The following is a 21031-nucleotide window of genomic DNA, read 5'->3' on the forward strand; positions in this document are numbered from 1 at the left end:
CGCGAGGTCACGGCATCGGACCGTATCAGCCCTTGCGATACACCCAGACGCGGGCGGGCGGAAGATTCATCCAGATCCGCTCGGACGCCTCTGTGGATACGCCGGGCAGCGTCTTGGGAATCGGGGGCGCCACCGAATAGGTGAACTGCACGAACGGCGCGCCAGGCGCCAGAGCGACGAACGCATCGCGGATCAGCTTGAGCCGGGTCAGCATCGGCTTGGTCACCAGCGGAAGCCCGGACACCACCGCGGCCGCCGGCTCCTTCAGCACGTTCCACAACGTGTCGCGCAGCGCATAGGCGTCGCCCTGCACCACGGTGGCCTGCGGATAACGTTCGCGCAGCAGCGCGCAGAAGGCGGGATTGAATTCGACCAGCACCAAACGCTTCTGGTCGATGCCGTGGGCCAGCAATGCGGTGGTGATCGCGCCGGTGCCTGGCCCGAGTTCGATCACAGGACCGGTGGAATCGACATCGACATACTGCGCCATGGTGCGGGCAAGCACCTTGCCCGACGGCATCACCGCGCCCATACGCAGCGGCTTCTCGATCCATGACCGCAGGAAACGCACCTCATCGTCAAGACGCTGGGGCTTTTTCAACGCTCGCGCGGACGATTGCAGAGGCATGTCGCTTCCAGGCGGGACCGCGAAACGCGGGCTGTCAGAATTTGGTCATAAAGAGGTACAGGCCAAGGCTCGAACGGTCAAGCGAATCGGACCTCAGGAGCCGGCCCGGGTGCCAAAGAAGTCCTTGACCTTAGTGAAGAAACCCGCCGCCTCCGGTTGCGTTGCACCGGACGACAGCTTTTCGAACTCGGCCAGCAGCTCCTGCTGTTTCTTGGTCAGGTTCTGCGGCGTCTCGACCACCACCTGAACATACATGTCGCCCATCTGCCGCGAACGAAGCACCGGCATGCCCTTCGCTGCAACGCGGAAACGGCGACCGGACTGGGTGCCGGACGGCACTTTCACCTTGGTCTTGCCGCGCTCGATGGTCGGCACCTCGAACTCGCCGCCCAGCGATGCCGTCACCATGGAGATCGGCACGCGGCAATGCAGGTCGGCGCCGTCGCGCTGGAAGAATTCATGGGTCGCCAGCGACAGGAAAATGTACAGGTCGCCCGCCGGCCCGCCGCGGACCCCGGCCTCGCCCTCGCCGGATAGCCGGATGCGGGTGCCGTCCTCAACGCCCTGCGGGATATTGACTGACAAAGTACGCTCGCGCTCGATGCGCCCGGCACCTTCGCAGCCCGGGCAGGGATCCTCGATCATCTGGCCGCGGCCCTGGCAGCTCGGGCAGGTCCGTTCCAGCGTGAAGAAGCCTTGCGCCTGGCGCACCCGGCCGGCGCCGCCGCAGGTCGTGCAGGTCTTCGGCTTGGTGCCGGCCTTGGCGCCGGTGCCGGAACAGGACTCGCAGGTCACCGCCACCGGAATCTCGATCTGGGCGGTCTTGCCGGTGAAGGCTTCCTCGAGGGTGATCTCCATGTTGTAGCGCAGGTCGGCACCGCGCTCGCGACCGCCGCTGCTGCGATCGCCGCGCTGGCCGGCCATGCCGAACAGGTCTTCGAAGATATCGGAGAACGAGGACGCGAAGCCGGAGCCGAAGCCCGCGCCGCCGCCGCCATTGCCCTGCTCGAAGGCGGCATGGCCGTAGCGGTCATAGGCGGCGCGCTTGTCGCCGTCCTTGAGGACCTCGTAGGCTTCGGCGATTTCCTTGAAACGGGACTCGGCGGCGGCATCGCCCGGATTCTTGTCCGGATGCCATTTCATCGCCAGCTTGCGGAACGCCGACTTCAGGCCAGCGTCATCCGTCGTGCGTTCGACTTCAAGGGACTCGTAATAGCAGCGCTTGGTGGTCGACATCCGTCAAATCCGCCCGAAGTTCGTCCTCATCCGAGGCGCATCCGAAGCAACTCGCTTCACAGGATGCCGCCCCTCACTTAACAAAAAATGACCCTCATCCTTTGAGACGCGCTACGCGCTGCTCCGGATGAGGGCCACCATTTTGCTCGCCTATCAGGCCGACTTCTTCGGCTTGTCGTCGTCGACTTCGGTGAACTCCGCGTCGACCACGTCATCCTTCGCGGCATCCTTGGCCGCGTCGGCCTCGGCCTGCTGGGTGTACATCGCCTCGCCGAGCTTCATCGAAGCCTGCGCCAGCGTCTGGGTCTTGGTCTTGATCGCCTCGGCGTCGTCGCCCTTCAGCGCTTCCTTGAGGTCGCTCAAAGCATCCTCGATGGCCTGGCGTTCGGGCGCGGCAACCTTGTCGCCGTGCTCGGTGAGGGCCTTCTCCGTGGTGTGAACCAGGGCGTCGCCGTGGTTCTTGGCATCCACCGCTTCGCGACGCTTCTTGTCGTCGGCGGCGTTGGCTTCGGCGTCCTTGACCATCTTCTGGATGTCGGCTTCCGAAAGACCACCGGACGCCTGGATGCGGATCTGCTGTTCCTTGCCGGTCGCCTTGTCCTTGGCCGACACGTTGACGATGCCGTTGGCGTCGATGTCGAAGGTGACCTCGATCTGCGGCATGCCGCGCGGCGAGGGCGGAATGCCCATCAGGTCGAACTGACCGAGGGGCTTGTTGTCGGCCGCCATTTCACGCTCGCCCTGGAAGACGCGGATGGTCACGGCGTTCTGGTTGTCCTCGGCGGTCGAGAACACCTGGCTCTTCTTGGTCGGGATCGTGGTATTGCGCTCGATGATGCGGGTGAACACGCCACCCAGCGTCTCGATGCCCAGCGACAGCGGGGTCACGTCGAGCAGCAGCACGTCCTTGACATCGCCCTGCAGCACGCCGGCCTGGATGGCGGCGCCGATCGCGACGACCTCATCCGGGTTGACGCCCTTGTGGGGCTCCTTGCCGAACAGCTGCTTGACGACTTCCTGAACCTTCGGCATGCGGCTCATGCCGCCGACCAGAACCACTTCGCCGATCTCGGCCGCGGTCAGACCGGCGTCCTTGAGCGCCTTGCGGCAAGGCTCGATGGTCTTCTCGACCAGATCCTGCACCAGCGCTTCGAACTTGGCGCGGGTCAGCTTCATGGTCAGATGCTTCGGACCCGAAGCGTCGGCGGTGATGAAGGGCAGGTTGATTTCGGTCTGGGTGGTCGACGACAGCTCGATCTTGGCCTTTTCAGCGGCTTCCTTCAGGCGCTGCAAGGCAAGCTTGTCGTTGCGCAGGTTGATGCCCTGCTCCTTCTGGAATTCGTCGGCGAGATAGCTGACCAGGCGCATGTCGAAATCTTCACCGCCGAGGAAGGTGTCGCCGTTGGTGGATTTCACTTCGAACACGCCGTCGCCGATCTCGAGGATCGAGACGTCGAAGGTGCCGCCGCCGAGATCGTACACCGCGATGGTGCCGCTCTTCGACTTGTCGAGACCGTAGGCCAGCGCCGCCGCGGTCGGCTCGTTGATGATGCGCAGCACTTCAAGGCCGGCGATCTTGCCGGCGTCCTTGGTGGCCTGGCGCTGGGCGTCGTTGAAGTAAGCGGGGACCGTGATGACGGCCTGGTCGACCTTGGCGCCGAGATGGGCTTCCGCGGTCTCTTTCATCTTCTGCAGAATGAAGGCGGAGACCTGCGAGGGCGAGTAGGTCTTGGCGTCGGCCTCGACCCAGGCGTCGCCGTTCGATGCCTTGACGATCTTGTAGGGGACAAGCTTCTTGTCCTTCTCCACGGTCGGATCGTCGTAGCGGCGGCCGATCAGGCGCTTGACCGCAAAAATGGTGCGCTCGGGATTGGTCACGGCCTGGCGCTTGGCCGGCTGGCCAACGAGGCGTTCGCCGTCGTCGCTGAAAGCAACGATGGACGGCGTCGTGCGCATGCCCTCCGCGTTCTCGATGACTTTAGGTGACTTTCCATCCATGACGGCGACGCACGAATTCGTGGTGCCGAGATCGATGCCAATGACCTTTCCCATGGTCCTCATACCCTTCTTTTGCGGCAGGTTGGCTGGGCCCTGACGGCGCACCAATCCAAACCCCCAATAATCAAATGCTCGCGATATTGCGACGGTAGGCCTCATATAGGAGGGGGTGGGGGCCGCAAGGACCGGACCCATGGCCAAGCCAAGGAAAACGCCTGCAAGGCAAAAGATTAATCGATCCGGCCGGTTGCGCCGGGCGGCAGGGGCGGACCGGACGGGAACGCATTGGGCCCTGATCTGTTGCCGGAACGCGAAATCCGCTACAGCATGGCCGTCGGCTGCGGCGTCCTGGCATCAATGGCCGCAGTCCGCGACCATCGTACAGCCGCAATGCGAACCCAGTAGATTTTCATGAAAAACATCGCTCCGCTTTTCGCGCTGACCCTGTTGCTGGGGGCCGCGACCTCGGCTCTCGCCGCCGACGCGGTCTACCCGCCGGGCCTGAGGATCGGCATGACGCCGCTGGTCGGCCTGGCGCCGGCGAAGACCTTCACCGGCTTCGAGACCTCCGACCAGGGCGTCAAGGTGCTGGTCACGGAGCTTCCGGCCGCCGCCTATGGCGAGGTCGAGAACGCCTTCAAGGCCGGCCCCGCCGGCGGCGTGAAGCCCGAGACCCTCGAGACGGCAGCGGGCAAGGCCTATTACACCGTCGAGAACGGCAAGGATGCCACCGGCAACATCAGGCGCTATTCGATGATCATGCCGGGCGGCACCTTCTCCGGCTACATTGCCGTGCAGGTCCCGGAAAACGCCATGAAGATCTACACCGACGACGCGGTGCGCCAGATGTTCTCTTCCGCGTCGGTGCGCAAGGAAGTGCCGATCGAGGAACAGCTCGGCCTGCTGCCCTTCAAGATCACCGAGATGAGCAACTTCAAGACGGTGCGCACGCTGGCGCCGGGCGCAACCATCCTGCTGACTGACGCCACCGACGAAGCCGCCGAAACCGGCGTCGAAGCGTCGCCCTACATGGTGATCGGCACCACCGCCTCGGCGCCGGAAAAGGCGGAAGATCGCGGCCGTTTCGCCCAGCAGGCGGCGACAATGATCCCGGGCCTGCGCGACGCCAGGATCACCATGTCCGAGCCGATGCGGCTCGACGGCGCCCCCGGTTACGAGACGCGCATCGACGCGGTCAGCGGCAAGGCCAACACCCCGGTCACCGTGGTGCAATGGTTGCGTTTCACCAGCGGCAATGTGGCGATGCGGATCGTTGCCAGCACGCCGCGCGACGACTGGTCGAAGGCCTTCCCGCGGTTCCGGGCGGTGCGCGACGGCATCGAGCCGCGCTGACGGCGCGCAAAACATGCAGGCGGCGGCTGAAATTTGGTCCGCCTCGGCCGCGCATCCGCCTTTACCGGCTCCCCGCGACCTGATTTGCTGGTGTTCTTCGGGAGATCAGCGATGCCGAACAGACGAGAGATTGTTGCGGGGTTGGGAGTCGCGGCCATGGCCAGTCTGGTGCCGAAAACGGGACAGGCTGCAGGCAAGGTCAGCATCGACAAGACATCCGTGCTGCTGGTGATCGACGTGCAGAACTGCTTCCTGCCGGGCGGCAGCCTCGCGGTGAAGGACGGCGACAAGGTGGTGCCTGTCATCAACGCTATGGCGAAGAAATTCGCCGATGTGGTGATGACCCAGGACTGGCACACGCCGGGTCACGTCTCGTTCGCCTCGTCCCACGCCGGCAAGAAGCCGTTCGAGACCGTCGACCTGAAATACGGCAAACAGGTGCTGTGGCCGGACCATTGCGTGCAGGGCACCGACGGCGCCGGGCTGTCCAAAGACCTCGCGATCCCGCAGGCCGGGCTGGTGATCCGCAAGGGTTTTCACAAGGACGTCGACAGTTATTCGGCCTTCACCGAAGCCGATGGCAGGACCACGACCGGCCTCGCCGCCTACCTGAAGTCACGCAAGCTGCAACGCGTGTTCATCGCCGGCCTGGCGACGGATTTCTGCGTGGCCTGGTCCGCCCTCGACGCGCGCAAAGCCGGCTTCGACACCTATGTCGTGGAGGACGCCTGCCGCGGCATCGACACCCAGGGCTCGCTGGCGAAGGCCTGGGCCGATATGGCCAAGGCCGGGGTGAGGCGGATCAATTCGACGGATCTGGTGGCGTAGAGGCACAACGCCTTTACGTCATACTCAGCTGTCATCGCCCGGCCTGCGCGCAATTGCGCGCCAGGACCGGGCGATCCAGTAAACTCAGACCTTTAAGTGAATACTGGGTCACCCGGTCAAGCCGGGTGACGACAGACTACGATTACTCCGATGCGGCGGCCTTGGCGCCGCCCTTGGACACCGCGACCAGCGCCGGGCGCAGCACGCGGTCGCCGATGGTGTAGCCGGCCTGCACGACCTGCACCACGGTGCCGGCGGGCACCGAAGCGTCCGGCACCTCGTACATCGCCTGCTGAAAGTTCGGATCGAACTTCTCACCGGCCGGATCGAATTTCTTGACGCCGTTCTTTTCCAGCGTGTTGTGCAGCGAGCGCTCAGTCAGCTCGACGCCTTCGATCAGCGCCTTGATGCCGGATTCGGCCTGGGCCTTGGTCTCGGCGGGCAGCGCATCGAGGGCGCGCTGCAGGCTGTCGGCAATATCCAGCACCTCGCGGGCGAAATTGGTGATCGCATAGGTGCGACCGTCGGCGATCTCCTTCTGCGTCCGCTTGCGCAGGTTTTCCATTTCCGCCAGCGTGCGCAGCATCTTGTCGCGCGATTCCGCGGCTTCCTTGGTCAGGGCCTCGACCGAATTCGGCTCCGGATCGTCGGGCATGATGTACGGCTTGGAGACCACCGGTTCGGCGGGCTGAGCCTGCTTTTCGGGATTCTCGTTCGACCCGTTGGAATCAGTCATCACGCTGCCTTCTGAAAAACGCTTGGTATGGGGGATTGCTGCGCCGGATATCGTGGTTTGCAGGGCAAAAATCAAGCGCAACCGGTAAATCGGGGCGGCGTCCGGTCATCCGCCGAGCATCTGGCTGACCACCCTTGCGGCATAGTCGACCATCGGGATCACCCGCGCATAATTCAGCCGGGTCGGTCCGATCACGCCGAGCACGCCGACGATTTGACCGGCGCCGTCGCTATAGGGCGCGATGATGGTCGAGGAACCGGACAGGGAGAACAGCTTGTTTTCCGAGCCGATGAAGATCCGGACGCCCTCGGCGCGTTCGGCCCGGCCCAAGAGGTCGATGACGCCGCGCTTGGCCTCGAGATCGTCGAACAGCAGCCGGACCCGCTCCAGATCCTCCAGCGCATGGAGATCCTCCAGCAGGTTGGCGTGGCCGCGGACGATCAGCTGCCGGTCGTCATTGTCGCCGCCCGACCAGCTGGCGATGCCGGCGGCGATGACCTTGTGGGTGAGCTGGTCGAGTTCGGCGCGGTTTTGCGCCAGCGCCGTCTCCAGTTCCAGCCGGGCCTCGTCGAGGGTGCGGCCGCGAATCCGCGCATTGAGGAAGTTGGTGGCCTCGGTGAGCGCCGATGTCGGCACCCCCGGCGGCAGGGTGAGCACGCGGTTTTCTACCTGGCCGTCCTCGGACACCAGCACCACCAGCGCCCGTTCCGGCTCCAGCCGGACGAATTCGATGTGTTTCAGCCGCGAATTGGCCTTGGCGGTCAGAACCACCGCCGCTGCGCGGGTCAGGCCGGACAATCGGGTCAGCGCCTCGCCCAACGCCGCCTCGACCGACTGCGGGCGGCCGGCGGAACTCAACTGGGCCTGGATCGACTGCCGCTCCGGTTCGGTGAGATCTCCGACCTGCATCAGGGCGTCGACGAAAAAGCGCAGGCCGAGCTCGGTCGGCAGCCGCCCGGCGGAGGTATGCGGAGCGTAGATCAGCCCGAGCTGCTCGAGGTCCGACATCACATTGCGCACCGACGCCGGTGACAAGGGCACCGTGATCAGGCGGGAAATGTTGCGCGAGCCGACCGGTTCGCCGGTGGCCAGGTAGCTTTCGACAATTTGCCGGAAAATCTCACGCGACCGCTCGTTGAGCTGCGCGAGCCCGGCATTGGCGGCAATCAGGCCGATCGGATCGTGATGGGCCAAGGGCAACTCCTGTGACAGCCCCTAATTTGTCGCTCCGGGGCCCGACTTACAAGCACCCATTGCGGCAATAGGTCCGTGCAGCCCTTGCCGCTGCCGGCCCACCCCCTAAAAGCACCGCGAACTGGCTTTTTTGAATTTTCGGAAGGATTTTACTCATGCGGCCAAGCCGTCGTGCGCCCGATGAACTGCGCGCCGTGTCGCTGGAACGCGGCGTGGTCAAATATGCCGAAGGCTCCTGCATGGTGAAATTCGGCGACACCCATGTGCTGGTGACGGCGACGCTGGAAGAACGGCTGCCGCCGTGGCTCAAGGGCCAGGGGCGGGGCTGGGTCACCGCCGAATACGGCATGCTGCCGCGCGCCACCCTGGAGCGCACCCGCCGCGAGGCCGCAGCCGGCAAGCAAGGCGGGCGCACCGTCGAGATCCAGCGCCTCATCGGCCGATCGCTGCGCGCCGCGGTCAATCTCGAAGCGCTCGGCGAACGCCAGATCACTATCGACTGCGACGTGATCCAAGCCGACGGCGGCACCCGCACAGCCTCGATCACCGGCGCCTGGGTAGCTCTGGCCGATTGCATCGGCTGGATGAAGAGCCGCAACATGTTCAAGAACGGCGACGGCGACAAGGTGCTGCGCGACAATATCGCGGCGATCTCCTGCGGCATCTACAACGGCACCCCGGTGCTCGACCTCGACTATGCCGAGGATTCCGAGGCCGATACCGACGCCAACTTCGTCATGACCGGTGACGGCCGCATCATCGAGGTGCAGGGCACAGCGGAGAAGACCCCGTTCTCGCAGGACGAATTCCTGAAGCTGATGGGCCTTGCGCAACAGGGCATCGGCCGGCTGGTCGAGCTGCAGAAGATCGCGGTGGCGTAACTGCCGTAGCCCGGATGGAGCCAAGCGAAATCCGGGATTCCCATTCATCACATGCACGCGGGCCCCATATTGCGCGGAGTTTATCATCGGGCGCGCTTCGCGCGACCCGTTGGCTCCATCCGGGCTACGGACTAAGATTCTCTCATGACTCAACATCGCCGAATCACCGGCCGCCTCGTGATCGCCACCCACAATCCCGGCAAGCTGGCCGAGATGCGCGAGCTGCTGGCGCCTTACGGCATCGAGGCCGTCTCTGCCGGCGAACTCGGGCTCGGCGAGCCCGACGAGACCGGCTATACTTTTAAAACCAATGCCGCCATCAAGGCGATTGCCGCAGCGCAGGCTGCGCAACTGCCGGCCTTTGCCGACGATTCCGGTCTGGTGGTGGACGCGCTCGACGGCGCTCCGGGCATCTACTCCGCGCGCTGGGCCGGCGAGTCCAAGGATTTCACCGCGGCGATGACGCAAATCGAACGACTGCTGCAGGAGCGCGGCGCCACCACGCCGGACAAGCGCAAGGCGCATTTCGTCTCGGCGCTGTGCGTCGCCTGGCCCGACGGGCATCTGGAAGAGGTCGAGGCCCGCGCTGACGGCACGCTGGTGTGGCCGGTGCGTGGCGATGCCGGCTTCGGCTACGACCCGTCGTTCCTGCCGGACGGCCACACCCGCACATTCGGCGAGATGACCAGCATCGAGAAGCACGGCCTGCCGCCACTCGGCCTCGGCCTGTCGCACCGCGCAAAAGCCTTCGTCAAACTGGCGGAGATCTGCCTTGAGCGCTGACGCGAGACAGGACGCCTTCGGCGTCTATGTGCACTGGCCGTTCTGCCTGTCGAAGTGTCCCTATTGCGACTTCAACAGCCATGTCCGCCACCAGCCGATCGACGAGGAACGTTTTGCCCGCGCCTTCGCGCGCGAGATCGAGACCACCGCGGCGCGCACACCCGGCCGCACCGTGTCGTCGATCTTTTTCGGCGGCGGCACGCCGTCGCTGATGAAGCCGCAGACCATCGGCGCCATCCTCGATTCCATCGGCAAGCACTGGCACGTCGCTGATGATGCCGAAGTGTCGCTGGAAGCCAATCCGACCTCCGTCGATGCGACGCGTTTTCACGGCTACCGCGCCGCCGGCGTCAATCGCGTCTCGCTCGGCGTGCAGGCACTCGACGATGCCTCGCTGAAATCCCTCGGCCGTCTCCACACTGCGCGCGAGGCGCTGGATGCGGTGGCGATCGCGCGCAGCGCCTTCGATCGCTATTCCTTCGATCTCATCTATGCGCGCCCCGACCAGACGCCGGAGATGTGGACCAGCGAACTCAAGCTCGCGATCTCGGAAGCCGCCGAGCATCTGTCGCTGTATCAACTGACCATCGAGGAAGGCACGCCGTTCTTCGGCCTGCACGCCGCCGGCAAGCTGAAGACGCCGGACGAAGACATGGCGCGGCGTCTGTACGACGTGACACAGGAGGTCTGCGCGCAACAGGGCCTGCCATCCTACGAGATTTCCAACCACGCCCGCCCCGGCGCGGAATGCAAACATAACCTCGTTTACTGGCGCGGCCAGGAATATGCCGGCATCGGCCCGGGCGCCCACGGCCGGCTCGACATCGACGGTATCCGCCACGCCATCGCCACCGAGAAGCGGCCGGAGGCCTGGGTGACGCGCGTCGAGGACACCGGCGATGGCGTCATCACCGACGACCTGCTGAACAGCGAAGAACGCGCCGACGAGTTTTTGCTGATGGGGCTGCGGCTCAGGGAAGGCATCGACCCCGCGCGCTACAAGGCGCTCTCCGGCCGCGCGCTCGATGCCGACCGCATCAGAATCCTGCGCGACGAAGGCGCCATCGTTGTCGAGGACAGCGGCCGCCTGCGCGTCACGCAGGAGGGCTTTCCAGTGCTCGATGCGGTGGTCGCGGATCTGGCGGCCTGAACTTGTCCCGGACGCGGTGCGGCATCCTTCATGCCGCTCCGCAGAGCAGGGACCGTCGCGGGCGACCGAGTTTGGTACGGTCCCGGCTCTGCAGTGCACTACGCCTCCTGATGGAGGCGCACTGCACTGCGTCCGGGACAAGTTTCAGTGTTACGTCCCGAAACTCTTCGGCGATCCCGCTACCGACTGACCGCCGCCGGGCGCCACGCGCATGATCGCGAGGCCGCGCTCGTTGGTGCCGTCGCTGCGGAAGCGGAACAGGCCATCGATGCCGGCGAAGCCCGACGTATTGGTCAGCACCTCCGGCGAAAAGCGCTGGCCGCCCTGGGTGCGGGCGAGCGCGGCGACCAGCGCCACCGCGTCATAGGCCAGCGTCGCGGTGCGCACCGGATCGGCGCCGTACTTGGCGCGGTAGCGACCGGCGAAGGCACGGAAGCCGGACGGATCCGGCGCGGCGTAAAGGCCGCCCTGCAGATTGGCGCTGCCATAGACCCGCGGATTGTCCCACAGCCCGGTGCCGAGCAGTTGCACGTTGCGCAGATTGGCGCCCGCCCCGACCAGCGCATCGGCGGTGGTCACCACGGCGTCGCCATCGTCAGCCAGGAACAGCGCGTCGGCGCCGCCCAGCGCCGCCGCGATGTTGCGGGCGGCATTGCTGCGGTCGGTGCCGTATTTCTCGAACGCCACGATGCGTCCGCCCTTGCGGGCGACCGCCTGCTTGAACGCGGCTTCCACCACATTGCCATAGGCATTTTCCGGCAGCATGGCGGTGAAGGATTTCTTTCCGGTCGAGGCGGCGTAATCGATGATGCGGTTAACGTCGGACTCCGGCAGGAAGCTGAGCAGATAGACGCCGCGGCCGGCCACGCTGGCATCGGTGGAGAATGCGATCACCGAGACGCCGCGGGCGCGCGCCAGTTGCGCCGTCGCCGGCACCGACTGCGCGAACAGCGGTCCGAGAATGATTTCCGAGCCTTCGTCGAGCGCCTGCTGGGTGCCTTGCTGGGCGCCCTGCGGGCTGCCGGCGTCGTCTTTAATCAGCAGCTGGATATTGGGATTCTGGAATTCGGCCAGCGCCATTTCGGCGGCGTTCTTCATCGACTGCGCGGCAACGCCGGCATTGCCCGCCGCCGACAGCGGCAGCAGCAGCCCGACCTTGACCTGGCCGGTTCCGACTGCGAGCGGCTGCTGCGCCGGGCCGGCCGGCGGCTGGCCGGGGCCACCACCAAAATTGTTACTCAGGGTCTGCTGGACTCCGGCACAGGCGCCCAGCAGGGGCGCGCCAAGAAGCAGCCCGAGCGCGGTGCGCCGGCTCGAACCCTGCCTGCCAAACCTGGGATTGAACGGTCCCGCCATCGCATTTCTTCCTCGACCGACCGAGATCGGCCCGGACTTCCACCTCCAGACATGGAGGGTCAATTCCGACATATTGTCGGCAAAAAGTTAACCAAAACAAAAGCTTTATGGCCGGTTCAACCCGGTCACCCACCGACCATGGCATGGCGCCGATGAACGGAAGCGAAATGTCGGAAAAACGGCTGTCCCCGGTTTCTGCAATTCCCTACATTGGCGCGATGCGCCCAACTCAAGCCTCCCCATCGCTCCCCGCGGATCCGCAGCCGGCCTCGGCGCGGACCTTCGCCATCTCCGGCCACCTGCTGACGGCGCCGAAGGCGGCGCCCGGGCTGCATCTGGTGGCCACCCCGATCGGCAATCTCGGCGACATCACCATCCGCGCGCTGGAAACGCTGGCTGGCTGTGACATCATCGCCTGCGAGGACACCAGGATCACACGGCGGCTGACCGAGCGCTATTCGATTTCCGGGCTGCTGAAGCAATATCACGAGCACAATGCCGAGCAGGCGCGGCCGAAAATTCTCGAAAAGCTCGCCCAGGGCGCCTCCATCGCGCTGGTCTCCGACGCCGGCACGCCGCTGATTTCCGATCCCGGCTTCAAGCTGGTGCGCGAGGTCTACGCCGCCGGATTCAACGTCATCGCCCTCCCCGGCCCGTCCTCGGTGCTGGCGGCACTCGCCGTAGCGGCATTGCCTACCGACCGCTTCTTCTTCGAAGGCTTTCTGCCGTCGCGGCAGATGGCGCGCCGCGCCCGCCTGACCGAACTGTCGCGCATCGACGCCACGCTGGTGATGTTCGATTCCGGCAACCGCGTGCAGGACACGCTGGCCGACCTCGCCGACATCATGGGCAACCGCGACGCCGCGATCTGCCGCGAACTGACCAAGATGCATGAGGAAGTGCGCCGCGCAAAAGTCTCCGAACTTGCCGCCGTGGCTGGCGAACTTGAGACCCGCGGCGAGTTCGTGCTGGTGATCGGCCCGCCGGCAGCCGATGCGCAACTGATGACCGAGGGCGATCTCGACGCCATGCTGCGCGCCTCGCTGGCGCATGACAGCGTCAAGGATGCGGTGGCCCATGCCGTCGAGGTGTCGGGCCGGCCGCGCCGCGAGATCTATGCCCGCGCCCTCGAACTCGCCAAGCAGAACCGGCCGGACCGCCAAGATGGCGAAGACACGGAAGACTGACGAGCTCGCGCACGGCGCGCCGGCGGCGAAAGTCCCCGCGCCGGAGCGCGTGGCCGCGTTCCGCACCGGCCTCTCGGCCGAAAGCCGTGCCGCCGCCTGGCTGATCGCCAAGGGTTATTCGATCCTGGCGCGGCGGTTTCGCTCGCCCTATGGCGAGATCGACATCGTCGCGCGCCGGCGCCGCCTGGTCGCCTTTGTCGAGGTCAAGGCGCGGGCCAGCCTCGACGAGGCCGCCTATGCGGTGACACCGCGGCAGCAGCGCCGTATCGTCGAGGCCGCGCAGGCCTGGCTGATGACCCACCCCGAACACGCCGAATTCGACCTGCGTTTCGACGTCATGCTGATTGCGCCGGGACATCTGCCACGCCATCTGTTAGCGGCATTCGACGCCAGCGCCTGACCCTCCACCTTCCCGACCACAACTCCGGATTTCCTGCATGACCTTGAACGTCGCCGTCCAGATGGACCCCATCGCGCGCATCAACCACAAGGGCGATTCGACCTTTGCCATGATGCTGGAGGCGCAGAAGCGCGGCCACGCATTGTCCTATTACACCCCGGACAAGCTCTCACTGCGCGGCAACAACGTGGTGGCGCCGGTGCAGAAGCTGACCGTGCGCGACGTCGAGGGCGATTACTTCAGCCTCGGCGAACCCGAGCGCGTCAACATGGAATCCTTCGACGTGGTGCTGCTGCGCCAGGATCCGCCGTTCGATCTCGCCTACATCACCTCGACGCACCTGCTCGAGCGCATCCATCCGAAGACGCTGGTGGTCAATGACCCAGCCTCCGTGCGCAACGCGCCGGAAAAGATCTTCGTGATGGGCTTTTCCGACCTGATGCCGCCGACGCTGATCTCGCGCGATCTCGGCGAGATCAATTCGTTCCGCGCCGAGCATGGCGCGGTGGTGATGAAACCGCTGCACGGCCATGGCGGCGCCGCGGTGTTTCGCGTGCTGCCGCAGGACATGAATTTCGGCTCGCTCTACGACATGTTCTCGGTGACCTTCAAGGAGCAGTGGGTGATCCAGTGCTTCCTTCCCGAAGTGAAACACGGCGACAAGCGCATCATCCTGATCGACGGCGAATTCGCCGGCGCGGTCAACCGCGTGCCGGCCGAAGACGACCTGCGCTCCAACATGGTGCGCGGCGGCGCCGCCAAGGAGACCGAGCTGACGCCGCGCGAGCGCGAGATCTGCGCACGGCTCGGCCCCGCGCTGCGCGAGCGCGGGCTGCTGTTCGTCGGCATCGACGTGATCGACGGCAACCTCACGGAGATCAACGTCACCTCGCCGACCGGCATCCGCGCCATCGCCAGGCTTGGCGGCCCGGATGTGGCAGCACGGCTGTGGGACGTGATCGAGAAGAAGCGCGGCTGATGCATTGATATCCGGGGCTCACGCGTGCTGCGCGTGCATGCCCCGGATTGACACACGGCTTCGCTGCGTCGCGTCAACGACCGCAACGCATGAAACTTCTGTGACGCCGTTTCGCTCTTCGCGGTTCCGCTTGCCAGCATTTGGCGGCGGGGGCAGCATATGCGCACGCGCCCGGCCAATCGGGCGGCCCGCCTGACAGCGGCAAGAAAGCAATCAAGGGAGATTCCGAATGACGCTCGAATTGTCGCGACGCTCGCTGCTCGCCCTCGGTGCCGGACTGACCACCAGCATGGTCGGCGGAGGCGCATTGGCGAAGGCGCCCAAGCTCGGAACGCAATCGCCCTACTTCCATCGCTTCATGCTCGGCAGCGCCGAGGTCTCGGTGGTCTCAGACGGACCTTTGCCGCTCGGCGATCCCTCCGGCACCTTCATCGGCGTGCCCCAGGAGGAGGTGAAGAAGATGCTCACCGACAACTTCCTCGATCCCGGCAACGTGGTGCTCGAGCAGAACATTCCGATCGTCAACATGGACGACCGGCTGATCATGTTCGACACCGGCATGGGCACGTCGAAATTATTCGGGCCGACTACCGGGCGTTTGATGAAGAGTATCGGCGAGGCCGGTCTCAAGCCGGAGGACATCGACGCCATCGTGTGCTCGCACGCCCACGTCGATCATATCGGCGGCATCGTCGACGCCAACGACAAGCCGCTGTTTCCCAATGCGCAGGTCTATATCAGCGAGGAGGACCTCAAGTTCTGGACCGACGAGGGCAAGCTCGGCTCGCCGCTCAAGGACTTCATCGTCCACGCGCGAAAGAACCTGATGCCGGTGCGTGAACGCCTGGTGTTCTTCAAGGACGGCCAGGAATTCCTCCCCGGCGTCACCGCGCTGGCAGCGCCCGGCCACACCTTCGGCCACCACATGTTCATGATCCAGTCGAACGGCCAATCCTTCGCCTTCCTCGGCGACCTCACCCATCACGCGATCCTGCTGATGGAGAAGCCGCGGATGGAGTTCTCCTACGATTCCGATCCGAAGATGGCGGCGGCGACGCGGGTCAAGATGCTCGACATGCTCGCGGCCAACAAGATCGCGGTGATGTCCTATCACTTCGCCTGGCCCGGCTTTGGCCATGTGGTGAAGAATGGCGACGGCTTCCACTACATCGCCGAGCCGATGAACATGAGCCTTTGACCCCGCCGAAAATCGTTACGGCAAACCCGTGACAGCGTGCGGCAGACCTGAGGCAGGCCTGCCGCCACGCGCCGCCGGTCATCAGCAGCGCTGCAATGCACCCGCCCCCGTCAAACCGCATTTGATTCACATCAAAGCGTCAAGACAACCTGATGTCATGCTTCCTTTACATTTGAGATCGCCAAGGAGATTCATCCCAAGGCGCTGACCGTGCTGGGCGGCATCCATGCCACCTTCATGTATCAGCAGGTGCTGACGGAGGCGCCGTGGATCGATGCGATCGTGCGCGGCGAGGGCGAGGAGATCTTCGTCAACCTGCTGCGGGCGCTCGAAGACGGGCGCTGGCCCGGGCAGCGCCACGACATCAAAGCCATCGCCTTCCGCGGCGGCGAGACGGTGGTCGCCACCGCGGCGGCGCCGACGGTGAAGAACCTCGACGCCATCACGCCGGACTGGGGCGTGCTGGAGTGGAGCAAGTACATCTACATTCCCATGGGCAAGCGCGTCGCCATTCCCAACATGGCGCGCGGCTGTCCCTTCACCTGCAGCTTCTGCTCGCAGTGGAAGTTCTGGCGCGACTACCGGATTCGCGATCCCAAGCGCGTGGTCGACGAGATCGAGGGTCTGATCCGCGACCACGACATCGGCTTCTTCATCCTCGCCGACGAGGAGCCGACCATCAACAAGAAGAAGTTCGTGGCGTTCTGCGAGGAGTTGATCCGCCGCGACCTCGGGATCCTGTGGGGCATCAACACCCGCGTCACCGATATCCTGCGCGACGAGGCGCTGCTGCCGCTGTGCCGCAAGGCCGGCCTGATCCACGTCTCGCTCGGCACCGAGGCGGCGGCGCAGCTCAAGCTCGACCGCTTCAACAAGGAGACCACCGTCGCGCAGAACAAGAAGGCGATCCAGCTGCTGCGCGACGCCGGCATCGTGGTCGAGGCGCAGTTCATCGTCGGGCTGGAGAACGAGACCCGCGAGACTCTGGAAGAGACCTACCGGATGGCGCGGGACTGGAAGCCCGATCTCGCCAACTGGGCGATGTACACGCCATGGCCGTTCTCCGACCTCTTCCGCGAGCTCGGCGACAAGGTCGAGGTGTTCGACTACGAGAAGTGCAATTTCGTTTCGCCGATCATGAAGCCTGATGCCATGGACCGCGCCGAGCTGCTCGACCGGGTGATGCACAACTACCGGCGCTTCTACATGAACAAGGCGCTGTTCTCCTATCCCTGGGCCGGCACCGGCGAACGGCGCCGCTATCTGCTCGGCTGCCTGAAAGCGTTTCTCAAATCCGGCTTCGAGCGCAAGTTCTACGATCTCGGCCGCGTCAACGACTGGGGGCCGCAATCCAAGGACAAGGTGAAGTTCGCCCTCGACGCGACGCACAAGCGCGCCGACATCAGCGCGGTGGAATGGAAGACCAGCCATAACCGCAAGGTCAGCGGCCCGCAGCAGGCCGAGCTGATGGGCTGCGGCGGCCATGACCATGCCGAACCGGCGACTCCTGCCGTGCATTGATACGATGAGGGACGGTGTGAATGTCCGACGCTGTTCACGCTACGCATGACGCATCCTTCGGCCGCATCGGCCCCAATGCGATCACCCGCGTCGCCGAGGCGCTGGGCGCGATCGACGGCGCCGGCGCCGTCCGTCGCGTGTTCGAGACGGCGGGGCTGACGGACTATCTCGCCGCCGCTCCCGCGGACATGGTGGACGAACGGCATGTGACGCGGCTGCATTTGGCGCTGCGCGGCGATCTCGGAGGCGCGCGCGCCCGCACGGTCGGCTGGATTGCCGGCCAGCGCACCGCCGACTATCTGCTCGCGCACCGGATTCCGCAGCTAGCGCAGAGGTTGCTGCGCGCCCTGCCGGCGCCGGCCGCGAGCCGGCTGCTCGCCAGGGCCATCGCCGGCAACGCCTGGACCTTCGCCGGCACCGGCAGCTTCGCCGCACGCCATGGCCGCCCGACCACCTTCACCATCGCCAACTGCCCGATCTGCCGCGGACAAGACGCAACGAGCCCGTACTGCGATTTCTATGCGGCGACGTTCGAGCGGCTCTACGGGCGACTGGTCCACGCGGGCGCCCGCGTGGTGGAGACCGACTGCCAGGCCATGGGCGCCAGGGCCTGCGTGTTTACGATCGCGTGGTAGCAAATACCGCGATCGCAGCGATGACGCACGGCGTCAGGCTGCGGCCGACGAGCCGCTTGGGCGGCGGCCCGGACCGGGCTTGTGAATCCGGAACGTGCTGCGGCCGGCGGCCTTCGCCGCATACAGCGCGGCGTCCGCCATCATGAACAGTTGCGACGGCGCGCAGCCATCGACCAGCGCGATGCCCACCGATGCGCCGAGCTGCAGCTCGCGGCCGTTGAAGACGACGGGGCGGCGCATCGCCTCGACGATGGCGCGCGCGGTTTCCGAAATCTCCGCGAACTGCAGATGCGGAGCCAGCATCACCGCGAACTCGTCGCCGCCGATCCGCGCCACCAGTTCGGCACCGGGACAGGCATTGCCGATGCGCAGCGCCGCCTCGCGCAGGCATTCGTCGCCGGCGGCATGACCATAGCTGTCATTGACCGACTTGAACTCGTCGAGGTCGATCAGCAGCAGCGCGCCGAACGGCCTCTCGGCGGCGCTCAGTTCCGACAGGCGCGATTGAAACTGGCTGCGGTTGGCCAGCCCGGTCATGACGTCGAACTCGGCAAGGTAGCGATTGCGGTCGGCCAGAATCTTTTCTTCGGTGATGTCCTGCTTCATGCCGAAAATGCGCACCGCGACGTCGTCGACGCATTCCACCGTGGCGGTGATGCGGATCCAGCGCCGGTTGCCCTTCGGGGTGACGATCTCGGTCTCCAGCGTGAAGCCGGTGCGGTCGGCGATCGCCTTGCTGCGCGCCGCGGTGAGCGCCCGCAGCGATTCCTCCGGATAACATTTGAGCGTGACCGCGCGGTCCAGCGGCGTGCCGCGCTCCTGGTCGAACAGGTCGTAGACGACATCTGTCCAAGCCAGCGATTCATCGGCGAGGTTGCACTCCCACACACCAATGCGCGCCGCCGCCGACGAGCGATTGAAGATCTTCTGGCTGTGCGCGAGCGAGGCAGCCTGCGCGCGGATCAGTTCCGCCTGCGCCGCGACGCGCGCCTTCAACAATTCGATCAATTCCGCCTGGTCAGACAAGACCGACTGCACGGGGAAGGGATCGGACATACTGCCGCTCGATTTGGTCATGGATGAATTCGGCAAAGCTCGCACGTCAGCGTTTAAGATTTTCTATAGGTGAGGGTAACCCGCGGCACTGTCGCAGTGCGTCGCACCGGGTTCCATGTGGAACTATTCGCGTGACAACACGCGCACGCCGGCGGGCCAACGACGCTCGCCCTCGATGCTGCTCGCGCCGATCTCCCATCCGGCGCCGCCCCAAACCACGTCGATCGCGGCCAGCGCACCGGCGGATCGCGCGCATAGAAGACATTCGGGACCGCCGTGGTCAGCAGCGCGCCGCCTTCGCCATGCGCCTGCATCCGGAGACTGCACCAGATCGCGCCGAGTTCCGTCTCGTGACGACCTGCAAGCGCGGCCATGATCTCGCGATCGCGCGCCGCCACCCCCAGCGTGAAGATCTGCAACGGGGCGACGGCGACGCCGTTCTCGATCTTGCCGCCGTAGCGTTGCATGAACGTGGCGCCGAGCCAGGACAGCGCCACGTCGGCAGCGGGCGCGGTGTCGAGCCGGAAGTGCTGACGAACCACGAAGCTCTCGGCGCCCGGCAGCGCCGACGTGGTCGGCGGATCGAAAGGCTCGGTCGACCGCGGCGGCACCTGGCAGACGAAACCGCCCTGCCGGGTGAGCAGAGCGGGACTGCCCGGATCGCCTGAAAGCGTCTGCGACAGCGCCGCCCCCGCCTGCAAAACGACAAGCATCGCGCACAGCAACCCTCTCGACATCGGCATGTGATTCTCCCCAATCCGAAGTAAGGATCAAGGTAAATTATAATGCAGCGAAGTAAACGAATGCCTTAATAGTTGGTTAACCATAGATATTAAGGAATATTATCGATAATATTTGGTAAAGATCGGAGTTATTACTTTCTCATCCTGGCGAGTTCCGCGGTAAATCTTCGCAGGTAATGTTCACTTAATGTTCTTGCGGAACGATGCGCCTCGCGCTACCTTCGGTTGCGAACGAGGGAATCGAGGCGCGCGCCGTCGATGTCCAGGTGCAGGTCGTGCCCGGCCCGCCGAATTTCCTGATGGTGTGTACTATTAATATGGCTTTCTGCCTTCGTGCACTTTGCGGCGCAAACAACACCCCGGCTAGCCCTGCAGCCCGCCCGATGGGTGGCAACCGGCCCTATGCATTGGCCGGCCAGCGGGACTGGCTGCTGAAGCGCCTCGCCGATCAGCCTGATGTGACGTTGCGGGCGCTGGTAGCGGAGCTTGCGGCGCGCGGCATCAAGATCAGCTACTACGCGATGTGGCACTTCTTCGAGCATGAAGGCATCAGCTTCAAAAAAGCCTTCACGCCAGCGAACAGGATCGGCCCGACGTGGCCAGGCGGCGGGCACGATGGAAGCGCCTGCAACACAAGTTCGATCCAGGACGGCTCGTCTTCATCGATGAGACCTGGGCCAAGACCAACATGACACGTACTCATGGCCGGGCGCGGCGGGGCGAACGGCTGGTGGCGAAGGTGCCGCACGGTCATTGGCAGACGCTGACCTTCCTCGCAGCGCTGCGCGCCGACCGCATCGACGCTCCCTGCGTGATCGACGGGCCGATCAATGGCGACAGTTTCCTTGCCTATGTTGAGCAAATGCTGGTTCCGACCTTGAAGCCGGGCGACATCGTCGTCATCGACAACCTCGGCAGCCACAAGGGAAAGGCCGTCCGTCGCGCAATCCGCGCGGCCGGCGCAAAGCTGTTCTTCCTGCCGCCTTACAGCCCCGACCTCAATCCGATCGAGCAGATGTTTGCCAAGCTTAAAACCCTCCTGCGCAAGGCCGCAGAACGAACCGTCGAAGCCACATGGCGAAGAATCGGAACGCTCCTCAACGCCTTCAGCCCTCAAGAATGCGCCAACTACCTCGTCAACTCAGGATACGCTTCAAAGTGACAAAATC

General features: G+C 65.0%; 18 protein-coding genes and 2 pseudogenes. 12 read left to right on the plus strand and 8 right to left on the minus strand.

Annotated elements, in window-relative coordinates; translation table 11 throughout:
• Positions 1 to 25: 25 nt before the first annotated feature.
• The 3 genes from ONR75_RS01175 to dnaK form a co-directional block, all read right to left on the minus strand.
• Positions 26 to 628 (minus strand): class I SAM-dependent methyltransferase, encoded by a 603-nt coding sequence (locus tag ONR75_RS01175; protein ID WP_265081028.1) that lies wholly within the window; start codon positions 626 to 628, stop codon positions 26 to 28.
• 93 nt (positions 629 to 721) lie between these two features.
• Entirely contained in the window at positions 722 to 1864 is a 1143-nt protein-coding gene (gene dnaJ / locus ONR75_RS01180) for a molecular chaperone DnaJ (RefSeq protein ID WP_265081029.1), read from the minus strand.
• 153 nt (positions 1865 to 2017) lie between these two features.
• Entirely contained in the window at positions 2018 to 3916 is a 1899-nt protein-coding gene (gene dnaK / locus ONR75_RS01185; RefSeq protein WP_265081030.1) for a molecular chaperone DnaK, read from the minus strand.
• Positions 3917 to 4273: 357 nt separating this feature from the next.
• Here dnaK and ONR75_RS01190 point away from each other — a divergent pair, with 357 nt between their 5' ends.
• Positions 4274 to 5215 (plus strand): hypothetical protein, encoded by a 942-nt coding sequence (locus tag ONR75_RS01190; protein ID WP_265081031.1) that lies wholly within the window; start codon positions 4274 to 4276, stop codon positions 5213 to 5215.
• 111 nt (positions 5216 to 5326) lie between these two features.
• Positions 5327 to 6043: a bifunctional nicotinamidase/pyrazinamidase gene (gene pncA / locus ONR75_RS01195; protein ID WP_265081032.1), complete on the plus strand. Its 717-nt coding sequence runs from the start codon at positions 5327 to 5329 to the stop codon at positions 6041 to 6043.
• 142 nt (positions 6044 to 6185) lie between these two features.
• Here the strand turns inward: pncA and grpE are convergent, their stop codons facing one another.
• Positions 6186 to 6779 (minus strand): nucleotide exchange factor GrpE, encoded by a 594-nt coding sequence (grpE, locus tag ONR75_RS01200; RefSeq protein ID WP_265081033.1) that lies wholly within the window; start codon positions 6777 to 6779, stop codon positions 6186 to 6188.
• A 105-nt stretch (positions 6780 to 6884) separates the two neighbouring features.
• A complete protein-coding gene (gene hrcA / locus ONR75_RS01205; protein WP_265081034.1) occupies positions 6885 to 7973 on the minus strand; it encodes a heat-inducible transcriptional repressor HrcA in 1089 nt (362 codons plus the stop codon).
• Between the two features lie 155 nt (positions 7974 to 8128).
• Between hrcA and rph the strand changes: the two genes are divergently transcribed.
• The 3 genes from rph (at position 8129) to hemW (ending at position 10787) form a co-directional block, all read left to right on the plus strand.
• Positions 8129 to 8854: a ribonuclease PH gene (rph, locus tag ONR75_RS01210; protein ID WP_265081035.1), complete on the plus strand. Its 726-nt coding sequence runs from the start codon at positions 8129 to 8131 to the stop codon at positions 8852 to 8854.
• A gap of 144 nt (positions 8855 to 8998) precedes the next feature.
• A complete protein-coding gene (gene rdgB, locus ONR75_RS01215; protein ID WP_265081036.1) occupies positions 8999 to 9637 on the plus strand; it encodes an RdgB/HAM1 family non-canonical purine NTP pyrophosphatase in 639 nt (212 codons plus the stop codon).
• Positions 9627 to 10787: a radical SAM family heme chaperone HemW gene (gene hemW / locus ONR75_RS01220; RefSeq protein ID WP_265081037.1), complete on the plus strand. Its 1161-nt coding sequence runs from the start codon at positions 9627 to 9629 to the stop codon at positions 10785 to 10787. Before rdgB ends, hemW begins: the two co-directional genes overlap by 11 nt.
• 150 nt (positions 10788 to 10937) lie before the next feature.
• Here the strand turns inward: hemW and ONR75_RS01225 are convergent, their stop codons facing one another.
• Positions 10938 to 12143, minus strand: a complete 1206-nt coding sequence (locus ONR75_RS01225; RefSeq protein ID WP_265081038.1) for a penicillin-binding protein activator — start codon at positions 12141 to 12143, stop codon at positions 10938 to 10940.
• A gap of 218 nt (positions 12144 to 12361) precedes the next feature.
• On the opposite strand from ONR75_RS01225, the gene rsmI reads away from it, so the two are divergent.
• From rsmI to bchJ, 6 genes and pseudogenes are all read left to right on the plus strand, one after another.
• Positions 12362 to 13330 carry a 16S rRNA (cytidine(1402)-2'-O)-methyltransferase gene (rsmI, locus tag ONR75_RS01230; protein ID WP_265083906.1) on the plus strand — a complete coding sequence of 323 codons (969 nt, stop codon included), beginning with the start codon at positions 12362 to 12364 and terminating at the stop codon, positions 13328 to 13330.
• On the plus strand, positions 13308 to 13730 hold the full coding sequence (locus tag ONR75_RS01235) for a YraN family protein (protein ID WP_265081039.1): 423 nt from the start codon (positions 13308 to 13310) through the stop codon (positions 13728 to 13730). Before rsmI ends, ONR75_RS01235 begins: the two co-directional genes overlap by 23 nt.
• Before the next feature lie 37 nt (positions 13731 to 13767).
• Positions 13768 to 14709, plus strand: a complete 942-nt coding sequence (gshB, locus tag ONR75_RS01240) for a glutathione synthase (RefSeq protein ID WP_265081040.1) — start codon at positions 13768 to 13770, stop codon at positions 14707 to 14709.
• A 229-nt stretch (positions 14710 to 14938) separates the two neighbouring features.
• Positions 14939 to 15907, plus strand: a complete 969-nt coding sequence (locus tag ONR75_RS01245) for an MBL fold metallo-hydrolase (RefSeq protein ID WP_265081041.1) — start codon at positions 14939 to 14941, stop codon at positions 15905 to 15907.
• A 174-nt stretch (positions 15908 to 16081) separates the two neighbouring features.
• Positions 16082 to 17428, plus strand: a pseudogene (bchE, locus tag ONR75_RS01250) (magnesium-protoporphyrin IX monomethyl ester anaerobic oxidative cyclase); the annotation flags it as partial.
• Positions 17429 to 17448: 20 nt separating this feature from the next.
• A complete protein-coding gene (bchJ, locus tag ONR75_RS01255; protein ID WP_265081042.1) occupies positions 17449 to 18063 on the plus strand; it encodes a bacteriochlorophyll 4-vinyl reductase in 615 nt (204 codons plus the stop codon).
• Positions 18064 to 18096: 33 nt separating this feature from the next.
• On the opposite strand, the gene ONR75_RS01260 is transcribed toward bchJ, so the two are convergent.
• Positions 18097 to 19140: a diguanylate cyclase domain-containing protein gene (locus ONR75_RS01260; protein WP_265081043.1), complete on the minus strand. Its 1044-nt coding sequence runs from the start codon at positions 19138 to 19140 to the stop codon at positions 18097 to 18099.
• A gap of 32 nt (positions 19141 to 19172) precedes the next feature.
• A complete protein-coding gene (locus ONR75_RS01265; RefSeq protein ID WP_265081044.1) occupies positions 19173 to 19844 on the minus strand; it encodes a hypothetical protein in 672 nt (223 codons plus the stop codon).
• Between the two features lie 401 nt (positions 19845 to 20245).
• Between ONR75_RS01265 and ONR75_RS01270 the strand changes: the two are divergent.
• Positions 20246 to 21024, plus strand: a pseudogene (locus ONR75_RS01270) (IS630 family transposase); the annotation flags it as partial.
• Positions 21025 to 21031 lie beyond the last annotated feature (7 nt).

It is taken from the genome of Rhodopseudomonas sp. P2A-2r (assembly GCF_026015985.1).
Lineage (GTDB): Bacteria > Pseudomonadota > Alphaproteobacteria > Rhizobiales > Xanthobacteraceae > Tardiphaga.